Origin of the sequence: Streptomyces sp. PH10-H1 (assembly GCF_030063355.1) — a bacterium.
Lineage (GTDB): Bacteria > Actinomycetota > Actinomycetes > Streptomycetales > Streptomycetaceae > Actinacidiphila.
Genome location: NZ_JASISZ010000114.1, coordinates 1 through 18,008 on the forward strand (window position 1 = coordinate 1; position 18,008 = coordinate 18,008).

20 protein-coding genes and 3 pseudogenes are annotated in these 18,008 nt (G+C 68.4%); 12 read left to right on the top strand and 11 right to left on the bottom strand.

The annotated features are described in order from the left end of the window. The first annotated feature begins 253 nt into the window (after nucleotides 1-253). On the top strand, nucleotides 254-1,222 hold the full coding sequence (locus QMK24_RS37945) for an IS701 family transposase (protein ID WP_283471449.1): 969 nt from the start codon (nucleotides 254-256) through the stop codon (nucleotides 1,220-1,222). A gap of 8 nt (nucleotides 1,223-1,230) precedes the next feature. Here the strand turns inward: QMK24_RS37945 and QMK24_RS37950 are convergent, their stop codons facing one another. Both QMK24_RS37950 and QMK24_RS37955 read right to left on the bottom strand, forming a co-directional pair. After that, on the bottom strand, nucleotides 1,231-1,986 hold the full coding sequence (locus tag QMK24_RS37950; RefSeq protein WP_283471450.1) for a hypothetical protein: 756 nt from the start codon (nucleotides 1,984-1,986) through the stop codon (nucleotides 1,231-1,233). 163 nt (nucleotides 1,987-2,149) lie between these two features. Then, nucleotides 2,150-2,461 carry a hypothetical protein gene (locus tag QMK24_RS37955; protein WP_283471451.1) on the bottom strand — a complete coding sequence of 104 codons (312 nt, stop codon included), beginning with the start codon at nucleotides 2,459-2,461 and terminating at the stop codon, nucleotides 2,150-2,152. A 2,387-nt stretch (nucleotides 2,462-4,848) separates the two neighbouring features. Here QMK24_RS37955 and QMK24_RS37960 point away from each other — a divergent pair. After that, the gene (locus QMK24_RS37960) at nucleotides 4,849-5,187 is read left to right on the top strand and encodes a MerR family transcriptional regulator (protein ID WP_283471452.1); all 339 of its coding nucleotides are present in this window, start codon (nucleotides 4,849-4,851) and stop codon (nucleotides 5,185-5,187) included. 25 nt (nucleotides 5,188-5,212) lie between these two features. On the opposite strand, the pseudogene QMK24_RS37965 reads toward QMK24_RS37960, so the two are convergent. The 3 genes and pseudogenes from QMK24_RS37965 to QMK24_RS37975 all read right to left on the bottom strand — a co-directional run. Continuing rightward, nucleotides 5,213-5,395 (bottom strand): annotated as a pseudogene (locus QMK24_RS37965) (hypothetical protein); the annotation flags it as partial. Between the two features lie 70 nt (nucleotides 5,396-5,465). Beyond that, entirely contained in the window at nucleotides 5,466-5,963 is a 498-nt protein-coding gene (locus QMK24_RS37970; protein WP_283471454.1) for a DUF6233 domain-containing protein, read from the bottom strand. Between the two features lie 139 nt (nucleotides 5,964-6,102). Continuing rightward, nucleotides 6,103-6,666: a hypothetical protein gene (locus QMK24_RS37975; protein WP_283471455.1), complete on the bottom strand. Its 564-nt coding sequence runs from the start codon at nucleotides 6,664-6,666 to the stop codon at nucleotides 6,103-6,105. A gap of 556 nt (nucleotides 6,667-7,222) precedes the next feature. Between QMK24_RS37975 and QMK24_RS42130 the strand changes: the two are divergent. After that, nucleotides 7,223-7,558: pseudogene (locus QMK24_RS42130) on the top strand (hypothetical protein); the annotation flags it as partial. Nucleotides 7,559-7,574: 16 nt separating this feature from the next. Continuing rightward, a complete protein-coding gene (locus QMK24_RS37980; RefSeq protein ID WP_283471456.1) occupies nucleotides 7,575-8,408 on the top strand; it encodes a hypothetical protein in 834 nt (277 codons plus the stop codon). A 309-nt stretch (nucleotides 8,409-8,717) separates the two neighbouring features. On the opposite strand, the gene QMK24_RS37985 is transcribed toward QMK24_RS37980, so the two are convergent. From QMK24_RS37985 to QMK24_RS37995, 3 genes are all read right to left on the bottom strand, one after another. Continuing rightward, entirely contained in the window at nucleotides 8,718-9,053 is a 336-nt protein-coding gene (locus QMK24_RS37985; protein ID WP_283471457.1) for a hypothetical protein, read from the bottom strand. 595 nt (nucleotides 9,054-9,648) lie between these two features. Then, entirely contained in the window at nucleotides 9,649-9,915 is a 267-nt protein-coding gene (locus QMK24_RS37990) for a hypothetical protein (protein WP_283471458.1), read from the bottom strand. Nucleotides 9,916-10,149: 234 nt separating this feature from the next. Next, nucleotides 10,150-10,560, bottom strand: a complete 411-nt coding sequence (locus tag QMK24_RS37995) for a hypothetical protein (protein WP_283471459.1) — start codon at nucleotides 10,558-10,560, stop codon at nucleotides 10,150-10,152. Between the two features lie 593 nt (nucleotides 10,561-11,153). Between QMK24_RS37995 and QMK24_RS38000 the strand changes: the two genes are divergently transcribed. Together QMK24_RS38000 and hemC are read left to right on the top strand one after the other, a co-directional pair. Continuing rightward, nucleotides 11,154-11,507 (top strand): O-methyltransferase, encoded by a 354-nt coding sequence (locus QMK24_RS38000; protein WP_283471460.1) that lies wholly within the window; start codon nucleotides 11,154-11,156, stop codon nucleotides 11,505-11,507. Nucleotides 11,508-11,525: 18 nt separating this feature from the next. Then, nucleotides 11,526-12,461 carry a hydroxymethylbilane synthase gene (gene hemC, locus QMK24_RS38005; protein ID WP_283471461.1) on the top strand — a complete coding sequence of 312 codons (936 nt, stop codon included), beginning with the start codon at nucleotides 11,526-11,528 and terminating at the stop codon, nucleotides 12,459-12,461. 153 nt (nucleotides 12,462-12,614) lie between these two features. Here hemC and QMK24_RS38010 read toward each other — a convergent pair whose 3' ends face one another. Both QMK24_RS38010 and QMK24_RS38015 read right to left on the bottom strand, forming a co-directional pair. Then, the gene (locus QMK24_RS38010) at nucleotides 12,615-13,007 is read right to left on the bottom strand and encodes a hypothetical protein (protein WP_283471463.1); all 393 of its coding nucleotides are present in this window, start codon (nucleotides 13,005-13,007) and stop codon (nucleotides 12,615-12,617) included. Further along, nucleotides 12,997-13,374, bottom strand: a complete 378-nt coding sequence (locus QMK24_RS38015; protein WP_283471465.1) for a hypothetical protein — start codon at nucleotides 13,372-13,374, stop codon at nucleotides 12,997-12,999. Before QMK24_RS38015 ends, QMK24_RS38010 begins: the two co-directional genes overlap by 11 nt. Between QMK24_RS38015 and QMK24_RS38020 the strand changes: the two genes are divergently transcribed. The 4 genes and pseudogenes from QMK24_RS38020 to QMK24_RS38040 form a co-directional block, all read left to right on the top strand. After that, entirely contained in the window at nucleotides 13,345-13,983 is a 639-nt protein-coding gene (locus QMK24_RS38020) for a DNA gyrase inhibitor YacG (protein ID WP_283471467.1), read from the top strand. The genes QMK24_RS38015 and QMK24_RS38020 overlap by 30 nt on opposite strands. A 497-nt stretch (nucleotides 13,984-14,480) precedes the next feature. Then, entirely contained in the window at nucleotides 14,481-15,002 is a 522-nt protein-coding gene (locus QMK24_RS38025) for an RICIN domain-containing protein (RefSeq protein ID WP_283471468.1), read from the top strand. 410 nt (nucleotides 15,003-15,412) lie between these two features. Then, a complete protein-coding gene (locus QMK24_RS38035; protein ID WP_283471469.1) occupies nucleotides 15,413-15,715 on the top strand; it encodes a hypothetical protein in 303 nt (100 codons plus the stop codon). A 53-nt stretch (nucleotides 15,716-15,768) separates the two neighbouring features. Continuing rightward, nucleotides 15,769-15,921 (top strand): annotated as a pseudogene (locus QMK24_RS38040) (ATP-binding protein); the annotation flags it as partial. Nucleotides 15,922-15,931: 10 nt separating this feature from the next. Here QMK24_RS38040 and QMK24_RS38045 read toward each other — a convergent pair. Next, a complete protein-coding gene (locus tag QMK24_RS38045; RefSeq protein ID WP_283471470.1) occupies nucleotides 15,932-16,330 on the bottom strand; it encodes a YunG family protein in 399 nt (132 codons plus the stop codon). Nucleotides 16,331-16,503: 173 nt separating this feature from the next. Between QMK24_RS38045 and QMK24_RS38050 the strand changes: the two genes are divergently transcribed. Beyond that, complete coding sequence (locus tag QMK24_RS38050) at nucleotides 16,504-17,295, top strand: replication-relaxation family protein (RefSeq protein ID WP_283471471.1); 792 nt, start codon at nucleotides 16,504-16,506, stop codon at nucleotides 17,293-17,295. Nucleotides 17,296-17,466: 171 nt separating this feature from the next. Next, nucleotides 17,467-17,709: a hypothetical protein gene (locus tag QMK24_RS38055; protein WP_283471472.1), complete on the top strand. Its 243-nt coding sequence runs from the start codon at nucleotides 17,467-17,469 to the stop codon at nucleotides 17,707-17,709. Nucleotides 17,710-18,008 lie beyond the last annotated feature (299 nt).

Here is an 18,008-nt window from a genome sequence, read left to right on the forward strand (position 1 = left end):
GGATCAGGGGCAGACGCCCCTGATCCCGTGACGCGTCCCCCGGCGGCCCGGGGCTCTGCCTCCGAGCGCCAGCACCACAGTTGATGGGGATCCGTGATTTTGGCTCTGCCCCGTGGCTTCTCGACTTTCGACGTTTTCGTTGATCGTCGTGGGGGCGCTCAGGTGGGTGATGTGGCGTCATCTGGCCGCGCGGGCTGGAGACAGCAGAGAAGCATCGGCGGTACTTGTGTCGCCTGCTGTGAGGGACCCGCCGATGCTTCCGGATCCGACCGTACCCGCTTCGCTGCTCGCCGTGCTGGAGTTGGTACGGGGCAGCTTCACCACGCCGACGTTCCGCACCTTCGCCGCCCTGGTCACGGGGCTGATCGTGCAGACCGGGCGGTGCACGGTGACCGGGATGCTCACCGGCGCCGGGTTGACCCGTACCTGGTCCCACGACCGCGCCCACACGTTCGTCTCCCGCGCCCGGTGGAACCCGGACATCCTCGGTGTCTCCCTGTCCCACCTGGTCGTGCGCCGGCTGCTGCCCGAGGGCGCGGTACTGACCGTCGCGGTGGACGACACACTGTTCAAGCGGCGCGGGAAGAAGGTGCACGGTGCGGCCTGGCAGCACGACGGCGCGGCCACCGGGCCCAAACCGGTCGGGCGCGGGACCTGCTTCGTCGTGATCGGCCTGGTCGTCGAACTGCCCTTCCTGGCCCGGCCGGTGTGCCTGCCGGTGATGGCCCGCCTGTGGCGGCCAGGGCAGGAACAGTCCAAGGTCGACATCGCCGCCTCGATGATCCGCCTGCTGGCCGCCTGCCACCACCGGCGGCGCCTGCACGTCGTCGCGGACGCCGCCTACCACGGCAAGGCCCTGCGCGACCTGCCCGCCACCTGCACCTTCACCACCCGCCTGCCCGCCTCCGCGGTGCTCTACGACCTCGCCCCGCCACGCACCGGCAAACGCGGACGGCCCGCCCTCAAGGGCGCCCGCCTGGGCACGCCGAAAGACCTGGCCGCCACGGCCGCCCTCACCGCCTTCGAGGTCCACCGCTACCAGCGCACCGACACCGTCCGCCTGGCCGAGATCACCTGCCTTTGGTACGGCTCTGGCTTTGTCGCCGAGATCCAGCAGCGTTTGTCGGTCAGCGCCGAGAACGGTCGGCAGCCGACGGGGAACGATGTTGCCGAGTTTCGGAAGCACTTCGGTACTTGTCCGTCGTCACCTCGCGCGCTATAAGGCTGGGTTCAGGTGGTAGGCCACGTACCGAGCGCGTGGGCGAGCCGGTCGCTCTGGTCTCGGGGGATGCCCTGAGCTATCCGTGTTCTGCACCGAGGGCTGCCTGGCTCGTCGCAGGAGAGGATGCCGGTGAAGGATTCCCCGGTACCGGACAGCGGGGACGCCGGCAGCAACGACCATCTGGCCGGCTCCCAATACGGATGGTCCAAAAGCAGGGCTTCGATTACTCGGCGGGCTTCCGTCTCGGGTGCCCCCGCCCAGGTGAGGGCGCCGCGAAGCACGTCGGCTGCGTCGGCGGGGAGATCGCTGTCACCCAGGGCGGGCAGGAGGAGGAGCAGGCGACCATTCGGCTCGTGGACCCCAGGGGAGGATAGATCTGGCGTGCGCGCGATGTGGAGCAGCTCGCGCCACGACAGGCCGGGGCCGGCCTGGTGTCTGTCGAGCGTGGCCAGATGCCCGAGACGGCCCCATGAGGGATGCGTCACCAGGTACTCGGTCCCCGCGTCGTCCGCGAGATTGCGCACCAGCACGACGGCGCTGTGGCCTCCGCGGAACGGGATCCGGAACACTGGCCATCGATCCTCATCGGCCAGTGCCTCGTAGGCTGCGTCGGCGTCAGCCGCGTCCACGCCGAACCACGCCGGGTCAGGCTCTTCCTCCTCCGTTTCACACAGCCACATCAGGTAGGCAGCCCAGAACCCCGCCAGAGACAGCAGCTCTTCTCCGGCAACGAGCGGGGCATCCTCATATCCGTCGATCAGCACCCGCCCAGGCTGCCAGCTACTGATGACAAGCCTCCGACCACCCCCTACATCCAACGACAAGTGCTGCTACTTCTCACGAATACTTGGCCCGGCGGACGGTCGCGAGTGCTCTCCAGTGCCATGTCCCAGGAGAACAGGCGGTGCGGCAGCCTCGCCCCCTTGTTCAGTCGCAGTGATAGGGCCCTTTGTGGAACCGTGCGGCTCGCGAAGAAGTGTCCTCGTTGTCGGTTCCGACGAAACCGTCCCAGATGATGCAAGCACCTGCGGCGCTCACCGTGGCCGGCCCCGCGTACTGCGTGTAGTAGCCCTCATCCCAGCTGGGCACTCCTGCTCCGTCGGAGCGCCTGACTCCGATGAACACCCATTTCGCCGGGTCGGAGTAGGGCACCTGAAGGACCGCGCAGTTCTCACCTGTCGAAGAGTTGTAGGTGAGGTATCCGGTCCCCGCATACGCGCCGTCTGAAGGCCTGTTCATGACGACGCTGTCGATCTGCTGGAATCCGGACCCGCACCCCCCGTTGTACGACGTCGCCCCGGCCGAGGCGGAGCCGGCGGAGAAAATCATCCCGCTTGCGATGACAGCAAACGAGACCAGAAGGGTCGATGCCCGTCGGAGTAGGTTTCTTGTACGTACACTTGCATCCCTCTTCCTTGAGCGAAATAGGGAATGGATACGTCGCGCAAGCTGCGGGAGTGGGATGTCCACGAGGGGCCTCCTGGCTCGGCTGGGATGGCGGAAGGCCTACGGTGCATCTGTTGCGATTGTCCGTCAACCTATCCGCCGGAAATCCCAGGTGGTCGGCGGACAATCGGCATTGTCCGCGGACACAACGTGATGGATGCGCCTGTCCGTGGACGAAGGATGAAAGCTCTTTTGAGATGCCGTAAGTCCGCCAACGCCCGCCTTTCGGCGCCAGAGGGCTCGCAGATCACGCGGTGTTGCTTCCCGCCCTTGGTTTCGTTGGTGTGGCATGCGCATCCCCGACGAGGTTCGTTCCCAACGCGCGGTGCGGGTTGCGGTGTTGTACTCGCACCTGGTCGCCCGGCGAGAGCCATTGGTGGAACTCTTCTGCTTCCGGGGCGAGTTCTACTCCTGCCTCACCGCTCGTTCGAACGTTGGTCGAGCTGGCCGATCCATCCGGTGCAGCGACGGGCCGGTGAAGTTGTTGACCGAGATGTCACTGGTGGGTGACACCGCCGAGGCCACGGCTGGCTTTATGCGGCGGTGGCCCACGCATCGACACATCACAATTTCCATGCCAATCCGCAGCCGCCGAATAGGCAAGCATGGAGACGAGCGCACCGGCCGTAACCGTCGCGCTCAGGATCAGTCGCTCACTTTGTAGCACCCCTCATAGAGGGGAACGTCGCGCCATGGTAGGCGGATAGTGGGCACAGTTCCGGGGAATGGTCGGTGACGGCCCGGGACCGTTCGGACCCGTCGCTGATATCCGCGCCGGCCGGACGGCGTCCCGAGGCGCGACCCCCCTAAGCGCTCGGGACTGGCGTCCCTGCCGGACGGGCAGCGGAGCTACGCGGGAGCGCGGGTTCGGCCCTGGGCCTGGCCGGTAGGGGCGTGCCGTATCCGCGTGCTCGTCGGTGGGCGAAGCCGTGGGGCATGAGGGCGCCGCCGGCGCGGTGGCGATGTCGGCACCTCGGTCGCCTCGCTCTACGCGGAGCTGGCCGAAGCTGAGACCGCCGCAGTGGATGGTGGCGGGGGGGCCTTTCGTTTGCCGTCTGGAAGTGCGCGGGTCGGGAAGCCGACCTGTTGGCCACCGTGTGTCAACGGGGGGTGTTCGCCAGGCCGCCGGGCATCGCTCCGCGGGATGGCGGTGCCCGGTAGGTCGTGGGTCGTGGGTCGTCGAGAGCAGAGGGCACATCATGTCGTCGATGTCCGGGCCTGACCAGGGTCCGGTCGAAGTACCCGCAGCTCAGGGTCGAGCCGGGATACCTGCAGCTCATGGGTCGCCGGGGCCGGGGCCGCTGAGCGTTCGGGGGATGCGGCGGCGGTCCTGGTTCGTCGGCGGGTTCACCTTCACGCTCGGGGCGTTCTTGGCCTGGCAGGTCGCGCAGGCGGTTAAGCCGGGTGGAGCCCGCCGTGCGACCTTCCCGACGGGGGTCGATTACCTCTCCATCGGACGCGCGAAAATCTTTGCTGGCTGGAGTAGACATTGGGCGGTGGTGTGGTTATGGTTTCTCTCGTAGCCCAGAGAGACCGCAGGGCCTGGCACTGCCGGGCAGCAGTACAGGTAGTTGTAGTGCGCAGGACGGTGCGGTGGTGGAGTTCCGAAGCCAGAGCGGTTGCAGGACGGCGACGGGACTGGCGACCGGACCGGGTGGCCCGCAGTCATCAGGGGCCGCCGACAGCAGTTGACGCAGTGGCAGTACCCAGCAGTGAAGTGAAGTGAGCGGTACCTCGGTGAAGGCGTCGGCTGCGGGCGCGCGCACCGGGAGGTTCGGCAGTGGGGTTCTAAGCCAGAGCAGACGCACGACGGGCGACGGGGCTGGCTGCCGAAGAAGTGGCGCTTGCACAGGTCACCAGCAGTACGCATCACCAGCGGTATCAGTAGTACGCAGTCCCCCGTTTGGTAAGGCAGTTCATTCAGAGGGAAGAGCGGAGGAGCAGAGCGCCATCAGGATCGCCCGGACGGATTGTCGAGTCCGGGTACCGCAGGACATCGATAGTGAGGTGGTCTCCGGTCAAGCAACCGCGATCCCCGCACCCCCGACAGCATGACGGTCGGGCAGGCGGAAACAGAAGGCCGGCGCAGTACCAGGGTCGGCAGATGGTGTAGCAGTTCCTTCGGGGCCCGGGCGCACGTAAGCGCCCGGGCCCCTCCACGTGCTCCACAGAGAGGTGAAATGACAGCAGACGATTCCTTCGGCCGTCTCGATGACGACGACTACCCCGCCTACACCATGGGCCGCGCCGCTGAGATGCTCGGCACCACCCACAACTTCCTGCGCGCGATCGGCGAAGCCCGCCTCATCACCCCGCTGCGCTCCGCCGGCGGACAGCGCCGCTACTCCCGCTACCAACTGCGCATCGCCGCCCGCGCCCGCGAACTCGTCGACCACGGCACCCCCATCGAGGCCGCCTGCCGCATCGTCATCCTCGAAGACCAGCTCGAAGAAGCCCAGCGCATCAACACCGAACACCGCAACGCTGCCGGATCGGCGAACCCGACGACCGCCGCCTGAGCGGACTGAGACCCGCAACTCCCGCCTACTCCTCGTCGTCATCGTCGAGCCCGGCGGCGTCCGCGTCGCGCAGGGGCCGCAGCCCGCCCCCGGCCGGGGGGGAGGCGGCGAAACTGTAGCGGCCGAGCAGGTTCAGGTTCTTGTGCTTGAGCGGGGAGAGCCGGGCGATGTCCTCGCCCGCGATCTCGTGGCCCTCGGCGCGGAACTCTGGTCCCAAAAGAAGTGCTTACAACATTCCCAGCCTCTGACCGGGGCCCGCGGTGCAGGCGCGGCCGCGGTCATGCGGCGCGGCTCAGGGGCCGATCCGGTCGGCAGACGGGACAGGGCGCGGCGTCGGGCTGCGCCAGTGTGGCGCGGGCCTGCTGGGTGCTCGCGGGCCGGGAGATGTCGCGGACCGCGCGGCAGTCGCCGCGGTGCACGATGCGCGCCGGCCCGCGCTCGGAGCCGAAGTACACCGGCTTCTCGACCTTCCAGGCCGGGCCGACGCCGTCCCGCTCGGTGGGCAGCGTGTCGTACGCCTGGCCCGCGATCGGCTCGCACCGGCTCGCCGGCGCGCGGAAGTCGACGGCCGCGGGCTCGTCGACCGGGCGGCCGCGCTGCACGATGGCGGAGGGCAGGTGGATCTGCAGCCGGTACCACCAGCTCCCGTCGCGTTCCTTGCGCCGGCCCATCACCACGGCGTACAGCTCCTGCCCGTCGTGCAGCCGCACCCGCACCAGCGGCCCGTCCGCCGACGGCAGACTCGCCGGCTGCTCCCCGTCGTGGTCAGTACTCACTGTTCGAATCTAGTTCGATTCCAGGATGGAACGCAGATCGGCGGGCGGCCGACAGATGTTCCACAGACGTCACTACCGCAGGTCATGGCCCTGGAGCACCGGTACGGCGCGGCCTCGCCCAGTGCAAGCGGGTGGTTGCTCACATGCTTGCCCTCGAACCAGTCGCCGCAGGCGGACGGTACGGAAGCGCCAGGAACTGTGGTTGTCGGCATGGAATCGGGCAAACCATCTGGGTAAGGGGCTGGAACGGGATCAAACGGGCGCGGTGGAATCGTGGAACGCGTGGCGTGATGCTGCGCCCGGTCCGGGTTTCGCGGCGGGTTTCGCCGGTGGTTTCGCCGGTGGTTTCGCGGCGGGTTTCACCACGGGTTTCGCTGGTGGTTTCGCGGCGGGTTTCACCGCTCCCGCCGGGTTGCACCGCATCTGGCCTGGTCACCCCTGGAGTGCAACCGGGCGGCGCGTGCCGACACCTCTTCCCTGTGAAGGGGAGAGGTGCTTCTGTTTCCTCACCCCTCGCGGGCGGCACGGTGGGCGGCTCGTCGGCGTCGCTGTGGTTGACCGGCTTTGAGTCGCCGGTGAAGTGCACAATGGATGGGGTGACGAACGGCTGCGCTTGCAGGCCGGGTTCAGGCAGGCTGCGGTGATCTGGCGGCAGCGGGAAGTGCAGCGCCGGATGCACCTCGGGTGACACGGTGAGCGGCACCAGGCGGCGGTAGTGATGACGCTGCGGACGACCGGCGGGGCCGAGTTGGCTGGTACCCGCGGTTCCCCCCGTGGCTCCTACCGTTCCTGCACCCGTGACTACTACCGACAGCCGCGCCCGGGGATCCGGTGTTTTCGCAGGTCAGACCCCTTGTCCGTACGTCACTGGAAATCCCGACAACCCTCTTGCCCCCACCACCTGACTGCACCCGATGAGAAGGGACGGGTGCGGCTGGGTGAAGGTGGCGGGCGCGAGGGTTCGAAAGCCGTTCCCTTGGCCTCCGGCGGGCCCTGTGCGGGCTGCGTGGCCGCCGCTGATGCGTCGGCCAGGAAAGGGGGCCGGGGCGGATTGTCGTACCGGCAGGCGACCATGGAAGGCTTCCACAGCAGCTGCACGGGGGAGGCCCAGATGGCGAACACCGAATCGAAGGCGAAGTCGAAGCCGAGATCGACGGTGAGGGATCAGAAGGACGCGTTGCGGGTGTTGGGCGTGTTGAAGGTGGGCGACCGCCACGCAGATCTTGAATCTGGTGCGCCCGCACCTGGCCGACAACAAGGTGATGCGCAACGCCCTGCTGGCCCTGGAGGCGCGGGGCGAGGTGGTGTCGGAGGGGAACACGGCGGGTCCGGCGGGGAGGTTCGGGGCGCCGGACCGGACCGGGGAGCCGTCGCAGAAGCTGTGGGGTCTGACTCCGGCCGGACTGGACGCGGCCGGGCGGTTGCTGGAGCGCGGGCCGGAAGAGATCGGCGGCCGCGCGAGGGGCGCGGGACGGGGCGGTGCTCCGCACGCGATGGGCGTCAACGCCACCATCGTCGCCTTCGCCCAGGGCGGTATCGGTGACATCTCCTCCTGGCGGACCGAGGTGCCCCACGCTCTCGCCAGCTCGGGGAAGCAGAACGTGCGCGCGGATGCGGGTGCTGCGGGCGAAGGAGGCCGGGCTGCCGCTGCTGATGCTGGAGATCGACATGAACAGCGAGCCGGTGCAGCGCGTCGCGGACAAGCTCGCCGCGTGCGCCGCCTGCTACCGCCGCCGCGTCAACGACCCCGCCACGCCGGGCACCTGGACGTCGCGCCGGACCGGGGAGGAGGGGACCGTGCCGTACTGGGAGACGCTCTACCCCGAGACCGGTCTGCCCGGCTGGCCGCCGCTGGCGTTCGTGTTCACCGGAGCCGGCCCGCGCGCGCTGGCCAACCGGATGCAGGATCTCGCCGAGCTCGCCCAGGAGCACTGGGCAGCGCAGGAACGCCGGTACGGCAACGACGGCTACCTCGACTTCACCGGCAAGGTCCCGCTGGTGCTCACCACCTTGGACCGTTTGCAGCAGTACGGCCCGCACGGGTTCACCTGGCGGCGCGTCGCGCAGGAACGCGGAGAGTTCGAGCCGCTGCTCACCGCGCTCACCGACACCCGCACCGAGGCGGCCTACCAGCAGCGGGAAGGCAAGCGCCGCGCGGCAGAGCAAGCCCGCCGGGAAGCCGAGCGGGCGGCGCAGCAGGCCGAGCAGGATCAGCGGCTGCAGTGGGACGCGGAGGAAGACGAAGAGGAGGCACCGGTGGTTCCGCAGTGCGCGACGCCGGACTGCGAGCGGCTGGTGGACGCGCCGGTGGACTGGTACACCGAGATCCCCGTCCCACCCGAAGACGGCATCTCCTGCGGGCCCTGTCGCCTCAATCAGGCGTACAGAAACCGCGGGCTGCGCGGGGCGCTGCGCCGGATGCGGAAAGCGTCGGGCGATCTGTAGCTGTCACGCCGGGTGTACGAGCGGGTCCTGGACATCGTGTGTCCGTACCGGCTGGCCAAGGAGGCGCGGCAGGAGGCCCGGCGTGACTCCACACGCCGTCGGCTCGGTGAGGAGGACGAGTAGGACGGTTCTATCCCCAACCATCTGGGGATAGAACCCGTGTTTTCCCAGGTGGTGGAGCTCAGTGGGGGATTGGGGGTCACGGCAGGGCGGAACCTGTGTACCTGTGTACGGCACGCGCCCCGAATGTCACCAGGGCGTCCAAGGTGTCTGGGTGTCCGTGCCGTTGCGTTTGCGCCGCGCCCCCGATCAGGAGGATGCGATGGTCTTCGTCGGTGTGGATGTGCCGGCGCCTGAGCGGGGGGTTTTGAGGGCGAAGTGGTTCAGCACCATGGAGGTGATCATGAAGATCAGGGAAAGAGCCAGAACGCCCATCAGGGGGAAGGCCACTCCCATGCCGTAGTGCAAGACGTAGATGGTGAGCATGGCGGCTCCGAGGAGTTGTGCCCATCCCCAGGGTTGGGGTCGCAGGACGCGGTGGCGGGCCCAGGGTGCCCAGATGCGGCCGGCGGTGAGGGCGGCGATGCCGCAGATGTACTCCAGTGCCGTGATCACACCGAGCAGGACCAGCAGACCTATACGCAAAGCGGCCCCTCCTCGACAATCCGACGTACCCGTCGGGGCGTGATCATGCCAGGTTACTGGCCGCTGGGGCGGTGTGGTTTTGGTGGGTGGATGATGTGGGCCGTGATGTCAGGGATGGTTCGGTCGCGGTGGTGGGTGGCGCTTCGTAGCGCTGGGTTCTTCCTCGTCGGGGGCGCTGTGGGTGCTGTCGCGTACGGGTGGGTCGCGGATGGTTCAGCTGTGGTGCCGCCGTGGGGGTGGTTGGTGTTCGGGGCGGCGGTGGCGGCGACTGCCAGCGTGCTGTTTCTCGGCCGAGGTCGGGGCCGGCGGTGAGCCGGGTGCCTGGGTGGGCGCGCCGGACCGGTGTGGTGCTCTGGTGGTGCGGTGCGTTGGTGTGGTTCGGCTGGCACGCGTTGTACCGCGGCGGTGTGGTGCGGGTGGGTTCGATCGTGTTGTTGGCCCTGATGGTGGCTCAGGCCAGTGTCACCTTGTGGGGGTATACCCATCCGAGGGTGAAGCGTCGGCGGGCACGCGAGGTGGACGGTCCCGGTCCAGGTGCACTGGGGGGACGTCCGGGTGGGCGGACAGCTCATCGCCCTGACCAGACTACGAATGATCATTCGGCGGGGTGACGCGAATGGGCCAGTGAGAGTCGGACCCTGCCGTAGTCGACGGGCGGCTGAATGTGCATGATGGCCGCTGTGAAGGCATGGATGAACGCTCGCTCGTGGTGGCAGGAGCTGCTGATCAACTGGCTGCTGTTCAGCATCGGGGTGTTGGCTTGTAGCGCCTTGGTCGCGGTGACCGCCGGTTGGACCGAGGCAGTGCCGCGCAACGCCTTCAAGTTTTTGACGATCACCTTGGCATGGTCGGGACCGGTCACCCTCTATAGGCGGTCGCGGCGCCGGGGCGGCAGTTCGCCGGCTCGGTGATTGCGTCGCCCATAACGCTGCTCGCCCTCGTGGTGAGAGGCGGGTGGGCTGTTGTTGTTCGGGACGGTGGTGGCCGCGAGTGTCAGCGTCCTGCTCCCGGCCATGGTCCGGGGCCGGCGGTGCGTGCGCGTGGCCCGCGCCGCCCTCTGACCGACCCTTCGCTGCGATCTTGGCCATGGCGAGGATCAGCTCCCGTCATGGAGCCGGAGGTTTGCCGTCGCGCATGCACTGGGTCCGGCCTTGTTCACGGGGGTTTCCTGGGCGGGAAGGGTCGTCACCGTGCACGGCGGGGGGTGGCGGTTGTGGGGCCCGGCGCTGATGGGTCCGGGGAACCTCATGCCGGCGGTGCCCAGGACGCGTTGCGCTTTAGTGACGGCTTGCCGGTAGTACTGGGACGCGAGCTGGGAGGAACCGCTCCCCACCTGGTAGAAGAAGTAGACCATTACCACCGGTCCCAGCTTTTCGACGGCCAGGTAGCCGTTGACCTGGACGCCCTGGTAGGTGCTGTCCAGCCGGGCGGCCGTTGCACCCGGGCCCCCGAACCGGATCGGGCTCAGCGTGAAGACCAGCGTCGTGTTGTCGCTGGCGAAGGTCAACGAGTGGCACTGTGCCAGGGCATTCCTGGTTACCTCGTAGTCCTTGGCCAGATCGGCCGGGGCTTCGGTGGTCAGTGCTTCTGCCAGGAAGGGACCCGGTACTTCCCGCAGTGAGATCTGCCTCAGCGTTGTCCTGGCGGGCAGGGGAGGGGGCGTTGAACATGCCAGCCAGTGGTTCGCAGCCGGTCACGGTCGAGGGGCTGCTTTGGGTGGCGGCCGGAGGGCTGAAGGCCGGGCCGAGATCGGCTGCGGTGAGAAGAGCGGTGTGCATCTGGGCCACGGTCGGTCGCGTGGCGGCAGGTACGGGAGAGGGGGTGGAGCCGGCGGTGGGGCCCGCAGTGGGACTGCTCGAAGCGGACTTCGACCCCGCTGCGCACCCGGTGGCCCCGGCTATCAGGATCAGCGCGAGGACCTGCCGGCAGGCCGAGGAACGCCACAGGCCGCCGGGGCGATCGGCGCTGGACGGTGAGGTAATCCATGGCAGCCCCCTAACGGGATCAGCCGGGCAACCCCTGCACCCCTAGTGTCCCACCAGCCCCGATCTGCAGCGCTGCGGCCGATCACCTTCTCGAACTGGTGATGGTGACGTGTCCGTGGAGGCCGACCCCACGGTCCAGGCCGTCGCCGCCCAGCACCTGGGCGCAGACCCGCGGGTGGTGTTCGAGACAGCCGACGCCGACGCCTGGCTCGATTCCTACAGCGGACCTCGCCTCGCACTCGCGTACGTCGACTGCAGACCAGGCAAGTTCCACCGCCTGGAAGACCTGCTGAACCTGCTCGAGCCGGGCGGCCTCTACATCGTCGATGACCTGCTGCCGCAGGCCACCTGGCCCACCGGTCATCAGGACCGGGTCGATGACTTCCTCGCACACCTGCCCGACCGCCTCAACTTGATCTGCACACAGCTGAGATGGGCATCGGGTCTGGTGGTGGGCGCGCGGATCTGACGCTCTATCGTGGATGCCATGTCCACCCCTGAGCTGATCCGCATCGTCTCCCGCGACTCCCCGATGGCGCTCGCCCAGGTGAAGCGGGTGCGCACCGAACTGGCAACCCTCCACCCGGGCATCGTCACCGAGGTGATCCCGGTCAAGACGACCGGCGACAAGTGGATGGGCGACCTGTCCCTGGTCGAGGGCAAGGGCGCGTTCACCAAGGAGGTCGATGCCGCGCTGCTGGCCGGCGAAGCCGACCTGGCGGTGCACTGCGTCAAGGACGTACCCGCGGACCGGCCCCTGCCCGCCGGAACGGTCTTCGCCGCGTTCCTCAAGCGCGACGACATCCGAGACGCCCTCATCCACCCCGACGGCCTCACCCTCGACCAGCTCCCACCCGGCACCCGGATCGGCACCTCCTCCGTACGACGCATCGCCCAGCTCGCCGCCTCCCACCCGCATCTCGACTGCGTGCCGATGCGCGGCAACGCCAACCGCCGCCTGGACAAACTCACCGCCGGCGACGCCGACGCACTGCTCCTGGCCCTGTCCGGCCTGGAACGCATCAACCGCACCGACGTGATCACCGAAGTCCTCTCGCCCGAGGTGATGTGCCCGCCGATCGGCGCGGGAATCCTGGCCCTGCAATGCCGCGAAGGCGACACCGACCTCATCGAGACGATCAGCGGCCTCGGCGACCCCGACACCCACCGCGAAGCCACCGCCGAGCGGATGTTCCTCCACGTCCTGCAAGGCCACTGCAACAGCCCCATCGCCGGCTACGCCAAGGCCGAACGAAGCGGCGACCTCTCCCTACGCGCCTGCGTCTTCACCCCGGACGGCAAAACAGTCCTCAACGCGCACGAATGGGCCGGCCCCCTCGACCCCGCCACCCTCGGCACCTCCGTCGCCGTCACCCTGCTCCGCCAAGGCGCCCGCGACCTGATCGACTCCATCGCACACTAAAGAAGGCGGCTGAGCTCAACATCAAACTGGAGTGCGTGTAGACCCTGGTGTGCGAAGCCGCTGGCCCGGGTCAGCGAAGAACCCCGGGCCGTAGCGTGCCCGGGGTCCTACCTGCCAACGCCACACCGCCGCTCCAGCTGGGCGGTGGCACGATCACCAGTCGTCGGGCGCGCTGCCCACCCACGCGATGGGCTGGCCTTCGCTGTTGCGGCCCCAGTGCGGTTCCTCCATCGAGGTCTCGTGACCGTCGTCCAGGACGCAGATCCGCCCCCAGCGGCCGTGCTTGCCCGGACAGATCCCGGTGAGCCGGGCCACGTCGCCGTCGCGCACGGCCTGGTCGTAGCGGTCCTGGAACGGCCGGAGGCGGTCGTGCAGCTCCATGCCGAGCTCCGTCTCCGCCGCCTCGATGCGCGCCCCCGCTTCCCGCACCTGCGGGTCGGACAGCAGATACGAGATGACGTCCTCTGCCTCCGCGAAGGCACGGCTGCGGACGTGCCGCGTCACGGCATCCTGCACCCGCTGCTCTTCCGTACGGTCACCGGTCACGGTCGTTCTCCTCTCCGCCCAAGGGGGCGAGAGCGGGACCGGCCTCCACAGCCGGGTCCGCGACCGCGAGCCGGTTGCGGAGGATCTCCCCGCCGATCAGCAGCGACCTGGTGACGCGGGCGCGCCCACGCTGCCGGTAGGCGCTGTCAGCGGTGGACACCAGCACATCCAACGCCCGGTCCACACCGCCGTCCCAGCCCTCGCCGTACGCGGTGCCCTGGGCGTCGGGGGCGCAGCCGTCCAGCCAGAAGTGCGCCCCGGCGACCGCGCCGGCCTCCATCGCGCAGACGAGTTCGTCCGCCTCATCCGGCTCCAGCCCGGCGGCCGCGAGGACCGCATGGACCCGCATCCGGGCGTTGACCGCCATCGTCTGGTAGTCGCCCATCCGCTGACGCGGGTCAGCGCTGACCGGCTGCTGCCCGGCCTCCTGGCCTCGCCCGAACTCCGCAACCTCCCCTTCACCGGCAGCCCCCAGGACTTCAGCCGATTCATCCGCGAAGTCCGCGCACGAGCCGCACCCGGCTACCGTTACGAGGGCGCCGGCGTCGCAGACCCGCTCGTCCGCTGGATCGAGGAAGAGCGCTACTACCGCACCCTGCCCAACCACCCGTTCCCGATGCCGAACGAACCCCGCACCCACACCCCGGAGCTACTGGACCAGCTCACCCGCAGACTCAACGATCTCCTCGCCCCTGACGCCGACGACCGGGGTCGTTGCGCCAGCTGCGGCACCAAGTTGAACGCCCCCAAGTCGAACAAGCTGTTCTGCTCGACCGTATGCAGATCGCGCAATTGGAGGCGCCAGCAGCACGACCTTGCGCTCCGTGACGCCGCCTCCCGGATGCAGACGAGGGCGTGCCCGGTCTGCGGGGTCACCTGGTTGGCAGGGCTGGAGCGTCGTTCCGACGCCCGCTTCTGTTCGGGTCGCTGCAAGCAGGCCGAGCACCGCCGCCGGTCAGCCTCCTTCGACCGCTGACCGGCAACATCAACTGAGACGACCCCGTGGAAGTGCTGCTGACCGGCAACGTTAACTGAGACTCCGTCAAAGGCTCGTCTCACCCGTCTTTGCATCACTGCTGGTCACAGCATTGGCTACCGGCAAGGTCAACTGAGACGGGACACCCGCACTTAACCGCGCGACGGGCCTTGTAGTCCTGCCGAGCGCGAGCAGGCGGGCGGCCTTCGTGCCTCCCGGAGCCCACTCGCAGAGCGCGGCGGCAACGCTGTTCGTGCGCTGAACCCTTGACGACCGGTCGGACGCCGAACGGGTGGATGATCTTCGCGGGCTGCACTAGTGTTCGCTGACACGTGCACGTCACGATCCGGTGCACGCGGGACCAGACGGTCATCATGTCGTACGGGACCTTGATCAAAGCCTCCCCGGTCACCTTCATCCGGTGTCCCGCCGGCCTTCCGGCCGGGGGATGAGAAACCGGTACTCATCATTCCCCAACCCACAACCAGGAGTTATCCATGCGTAAGCGTCTTGTAGCCCTGGCCGCTGTTGCGGCTCCGCTCGCTGCCCTTACCCTCGGTGTCGCCCCGGCGCACGCCGCCACCAATTGGTATGGCGACGTTGTGGAATTTTCGAGCGGCTTCAGCAACTACTGCCTCGACATCCCCAACAACCAAGCTTTCAACGGGCAGCACCTCCAGGCGTGGGGCTGCAACGGGACCGACGCGCAGAAGTGGAACGTCATCTACACCGATAGCTACCACTTCGAGCTCCAGTCGAAGTCGAACACGAGCCTGTGCGCCACCAACTGGCAGGGCGGGGACGTGGTCGGCAACGACATCAGGCTCGGGTCCTGCACCCGCGACGCCGACAGCACCTGGAACTCCGTCCACTACGGCAGCCACATGCAGATCCAGCCGAAGTCCGCGCTCAACACCTGCCTGAACATCTGGGGCGGTCTGACCACTGGCAACCCGGCGAAGCTGTACAACTGCGGCGATGTGACCAACGAGAACGTCTGGATCATGGGCGTGTCCTGATCCTGCCTATCCAGTGACCACGGCGAATGCCCTCATCCGGATCGGTGAGGGCATTCGTGCCATTCAACGAGCAGCCCGCTGCCGCGCCGAACTCGACTGGTGGTGGAACGGAGCAACTCATGGACGATGCGAGCCCGGCGCGAGGGACTACGAACGCCTGATGTCCCACGCCGAAGCCCACATCCAGTGGGCGTTCATCACCCTCATGTCCTGCCGCCTGTCCCGCCCCGGTCACCCTCGCAGTCGCCTGAAGACCCCTCAGCAAGCCGTTCGGCTGCCCGTCCATCGACGCCAAACCGAACGGCAAGCGGGATCACTACCACCTTCACGCCCCGTGACCTGCGGAAAGAGGATGTGACACAGCTTCTGAGGGATGATCGAGACGAGTCTGGCGCAAGGGGAGGGACGGCGTGATGGCGATCAGAGGGCTGCATCCAGAGAGGACGGCCCGGCTTGAGGCGCTCGTCGATGAGTGCCAGCCGCTTTTGGCGAGTGATGGTGGGATGGCTGCAGTGCGGCGGCTGCTGAGTGCACTCCGCGTCGAGGTGCTCGATGCGGTGGTGATCACGCGCGAGCTGCTTGGGGCAGGTCCCGGCGCACTCGGCGAGGCGAAGACGATCGTCCTGACGAGTCCGGGCAGGGGGCGTGAGCTGAGGGTGCACGATCAGTTCATGAATGACCTGGATCAGAACGGTGTTCTCGACGAGCGGTGAGGCAGATCCGGAGTAGGCAGCCCGCCGCCCGCGAGGGCGGCGGAGCCTGAGCCTTCAGCGAGTGGGGCCAGGTCTTCGGCGACGAAGTCCTCGCCACCGCGATCCTCGACCGGCTCCTCCACCACTGCGACGTGATCGCCACCGAGGGCTCCAGCCTGCGGCTGACCCAGGCCACCACCGGCCAGGGCGTCACCCCGCTGAGCTGATCGACACCGTTCAGATGGCCGGCTCCGGAAGATGCCCGAGGTGCTCGATGACCCGCCCGCGCAGAAGGAGGTACTCGTCCCAGCGGCGCAGTGGCCCCGGCGGGCGTTCCACGACGCACGCCGCCATGACGCGCTGGCCCCGCTGGAACTGCTCACGCGTCACATCGAGTTCCACACCGCTGGGCAGCCGGTTCCACCAGTGGAAGCCGCGCTGGTCCCCGTCGACGTGGACCTCTCCGCGCATGAGGTCGCCACCGAGGACGTCATGGACGATCAGGGCAGTGATGTCGCAGTGCCCCCAGGCCGGATTGCCCGGCTGCCACTCGGCCTGGTCGTCGGGCGAGCAGGTGTCGGCAGCCCAACTGGCTCGCAAAGCATGGTCCAGGTCGAGCAGGTTCCACGGGATCATGCTGCCAGCATCTCAGCCACCACCGACATCGCCGCTGGTGGAGGGCTAACGAACACCCCGCAGCACCCACACACGCCCCCATCCGGGGGATGAATAGTCATACCGGACAGGGAGATCAGCTGTCCGCGCACAAGGATCCGAAATGTCCGCTCACCCGGATGTCCCACTGTCCGTTGACAACCCGACCGGGCAACCAGCACGACAAGCTCACGCGGGACAACCTGCTGGATCTGGAGGACCACCGCCTGGTGAGGATCGAGTCGGTGCGGCAAGACCAGCGTCAGGTATGGGTCCTGACCGATCGAGGACACCGTGAGGCGAAGCAGCTGCTGGAGCCGGAAGGGATACGGGTCTCGGTGCTGCGCAAGCAGGAGTACGACCCGGTCACGGGGGAGCTGCTGGGCACCGGCTACAGCGACCACGCCGCGGCGGTCACCTCGGCGGCCGCCGAACTGCACCAGGCGGGCTTCGGGTACCGGCTCGGGTTCCAGACCGAGGTCGCCCACCGGCTCGGCAACGGCTACGTCCAGCGGGCGGATCTGGTGATGCGGGCGCCGGCGGCTGGGGTGCCGGTGATGCTGCTGGAGATCGACCGCCGCACCGAGGACGCCCACGAGCTTGTGCACAAGCTGCGCGGGTACGCCGACTGGTTCCGGCTCGTGCCCTCGGACGCCGACGACCGGATCAAGCGCCTCGCCCGTGCGGGCGGGTTCGACAGCGTCGACCACGAACAGCGGCTGTGGCGCCGGTACTACCCGGCCACCGGCCGGGAGGGCACACCGCCGGTGGCGTTCGTGTTCGCCGACACCACGCACGCCAAGATCGCCAACACCGTGAAGGTGCTGCAGGAGACCGGCCGCAAGTACTGGGCACCGCGCCGGTACGACGTGTACCAACGCGGCATCACCGCCCGGGACTACGCCCAGGCCGTGCCGGTCGTCTTCACGACCCTGGAGCAGCTGTAGGAGCACGGTGCGGACGCGGCGGTATGGCGCCGCCTGGGACGCACCGAAAAGCAGAAGCTGGCCGCCGCGCTCGACAACCCCAACGGCGACGCCCTGTTCCGCCGCCAGGTCGCCCGCGCCGACGCGGCAGAGGAGCAGCAGCGCGCTGCCGACCGCGAGGCGCGGCGCCCGGTGTGCCAGCGGTGCGGACACAAGTTCACCGACCAGCGCTGGGAGGAGACCACCGCGCGCGACGCAGCCTGGAAGGGCGGCGACCTGTTGGTGTGCGGGACATGCCGCGCTGACGACGTCGTCCGGGAGAAGGCCGATGCCGAAGCCGCTTGGGAGCCGGCTCCCGCACAGCCGGAGCCGGAGGGCGACCGCGACCAGGAGCCGGGCAAGCCCCGCCGCGCCCTGTTCCGCCGCCGGGCCTGACCCGGGCAAGCTCAGCCGGACCCCTTGCACCGCGATCCTTACGCCGATCCTTACGTAAGGATTGATCCTTACGCGCTGACCTGCGGTGCAGCACCTCCAGAGGCAACTTCGGCGCCTACTAGACCCTTACGCGTACGGGGGCCAGGACCTGACATCCGTCCTGACATCCGTCCTGACATCCGTCCTGACATTGCGGCGATCCTGACGTACTGACCTGGGCGAACACCGGCCAGACGGCGGATTCCGGGTGTGTGGCGTCCTGACCTGACACGCTCCTCGCGCCCGGCTGCGCCCGGCTG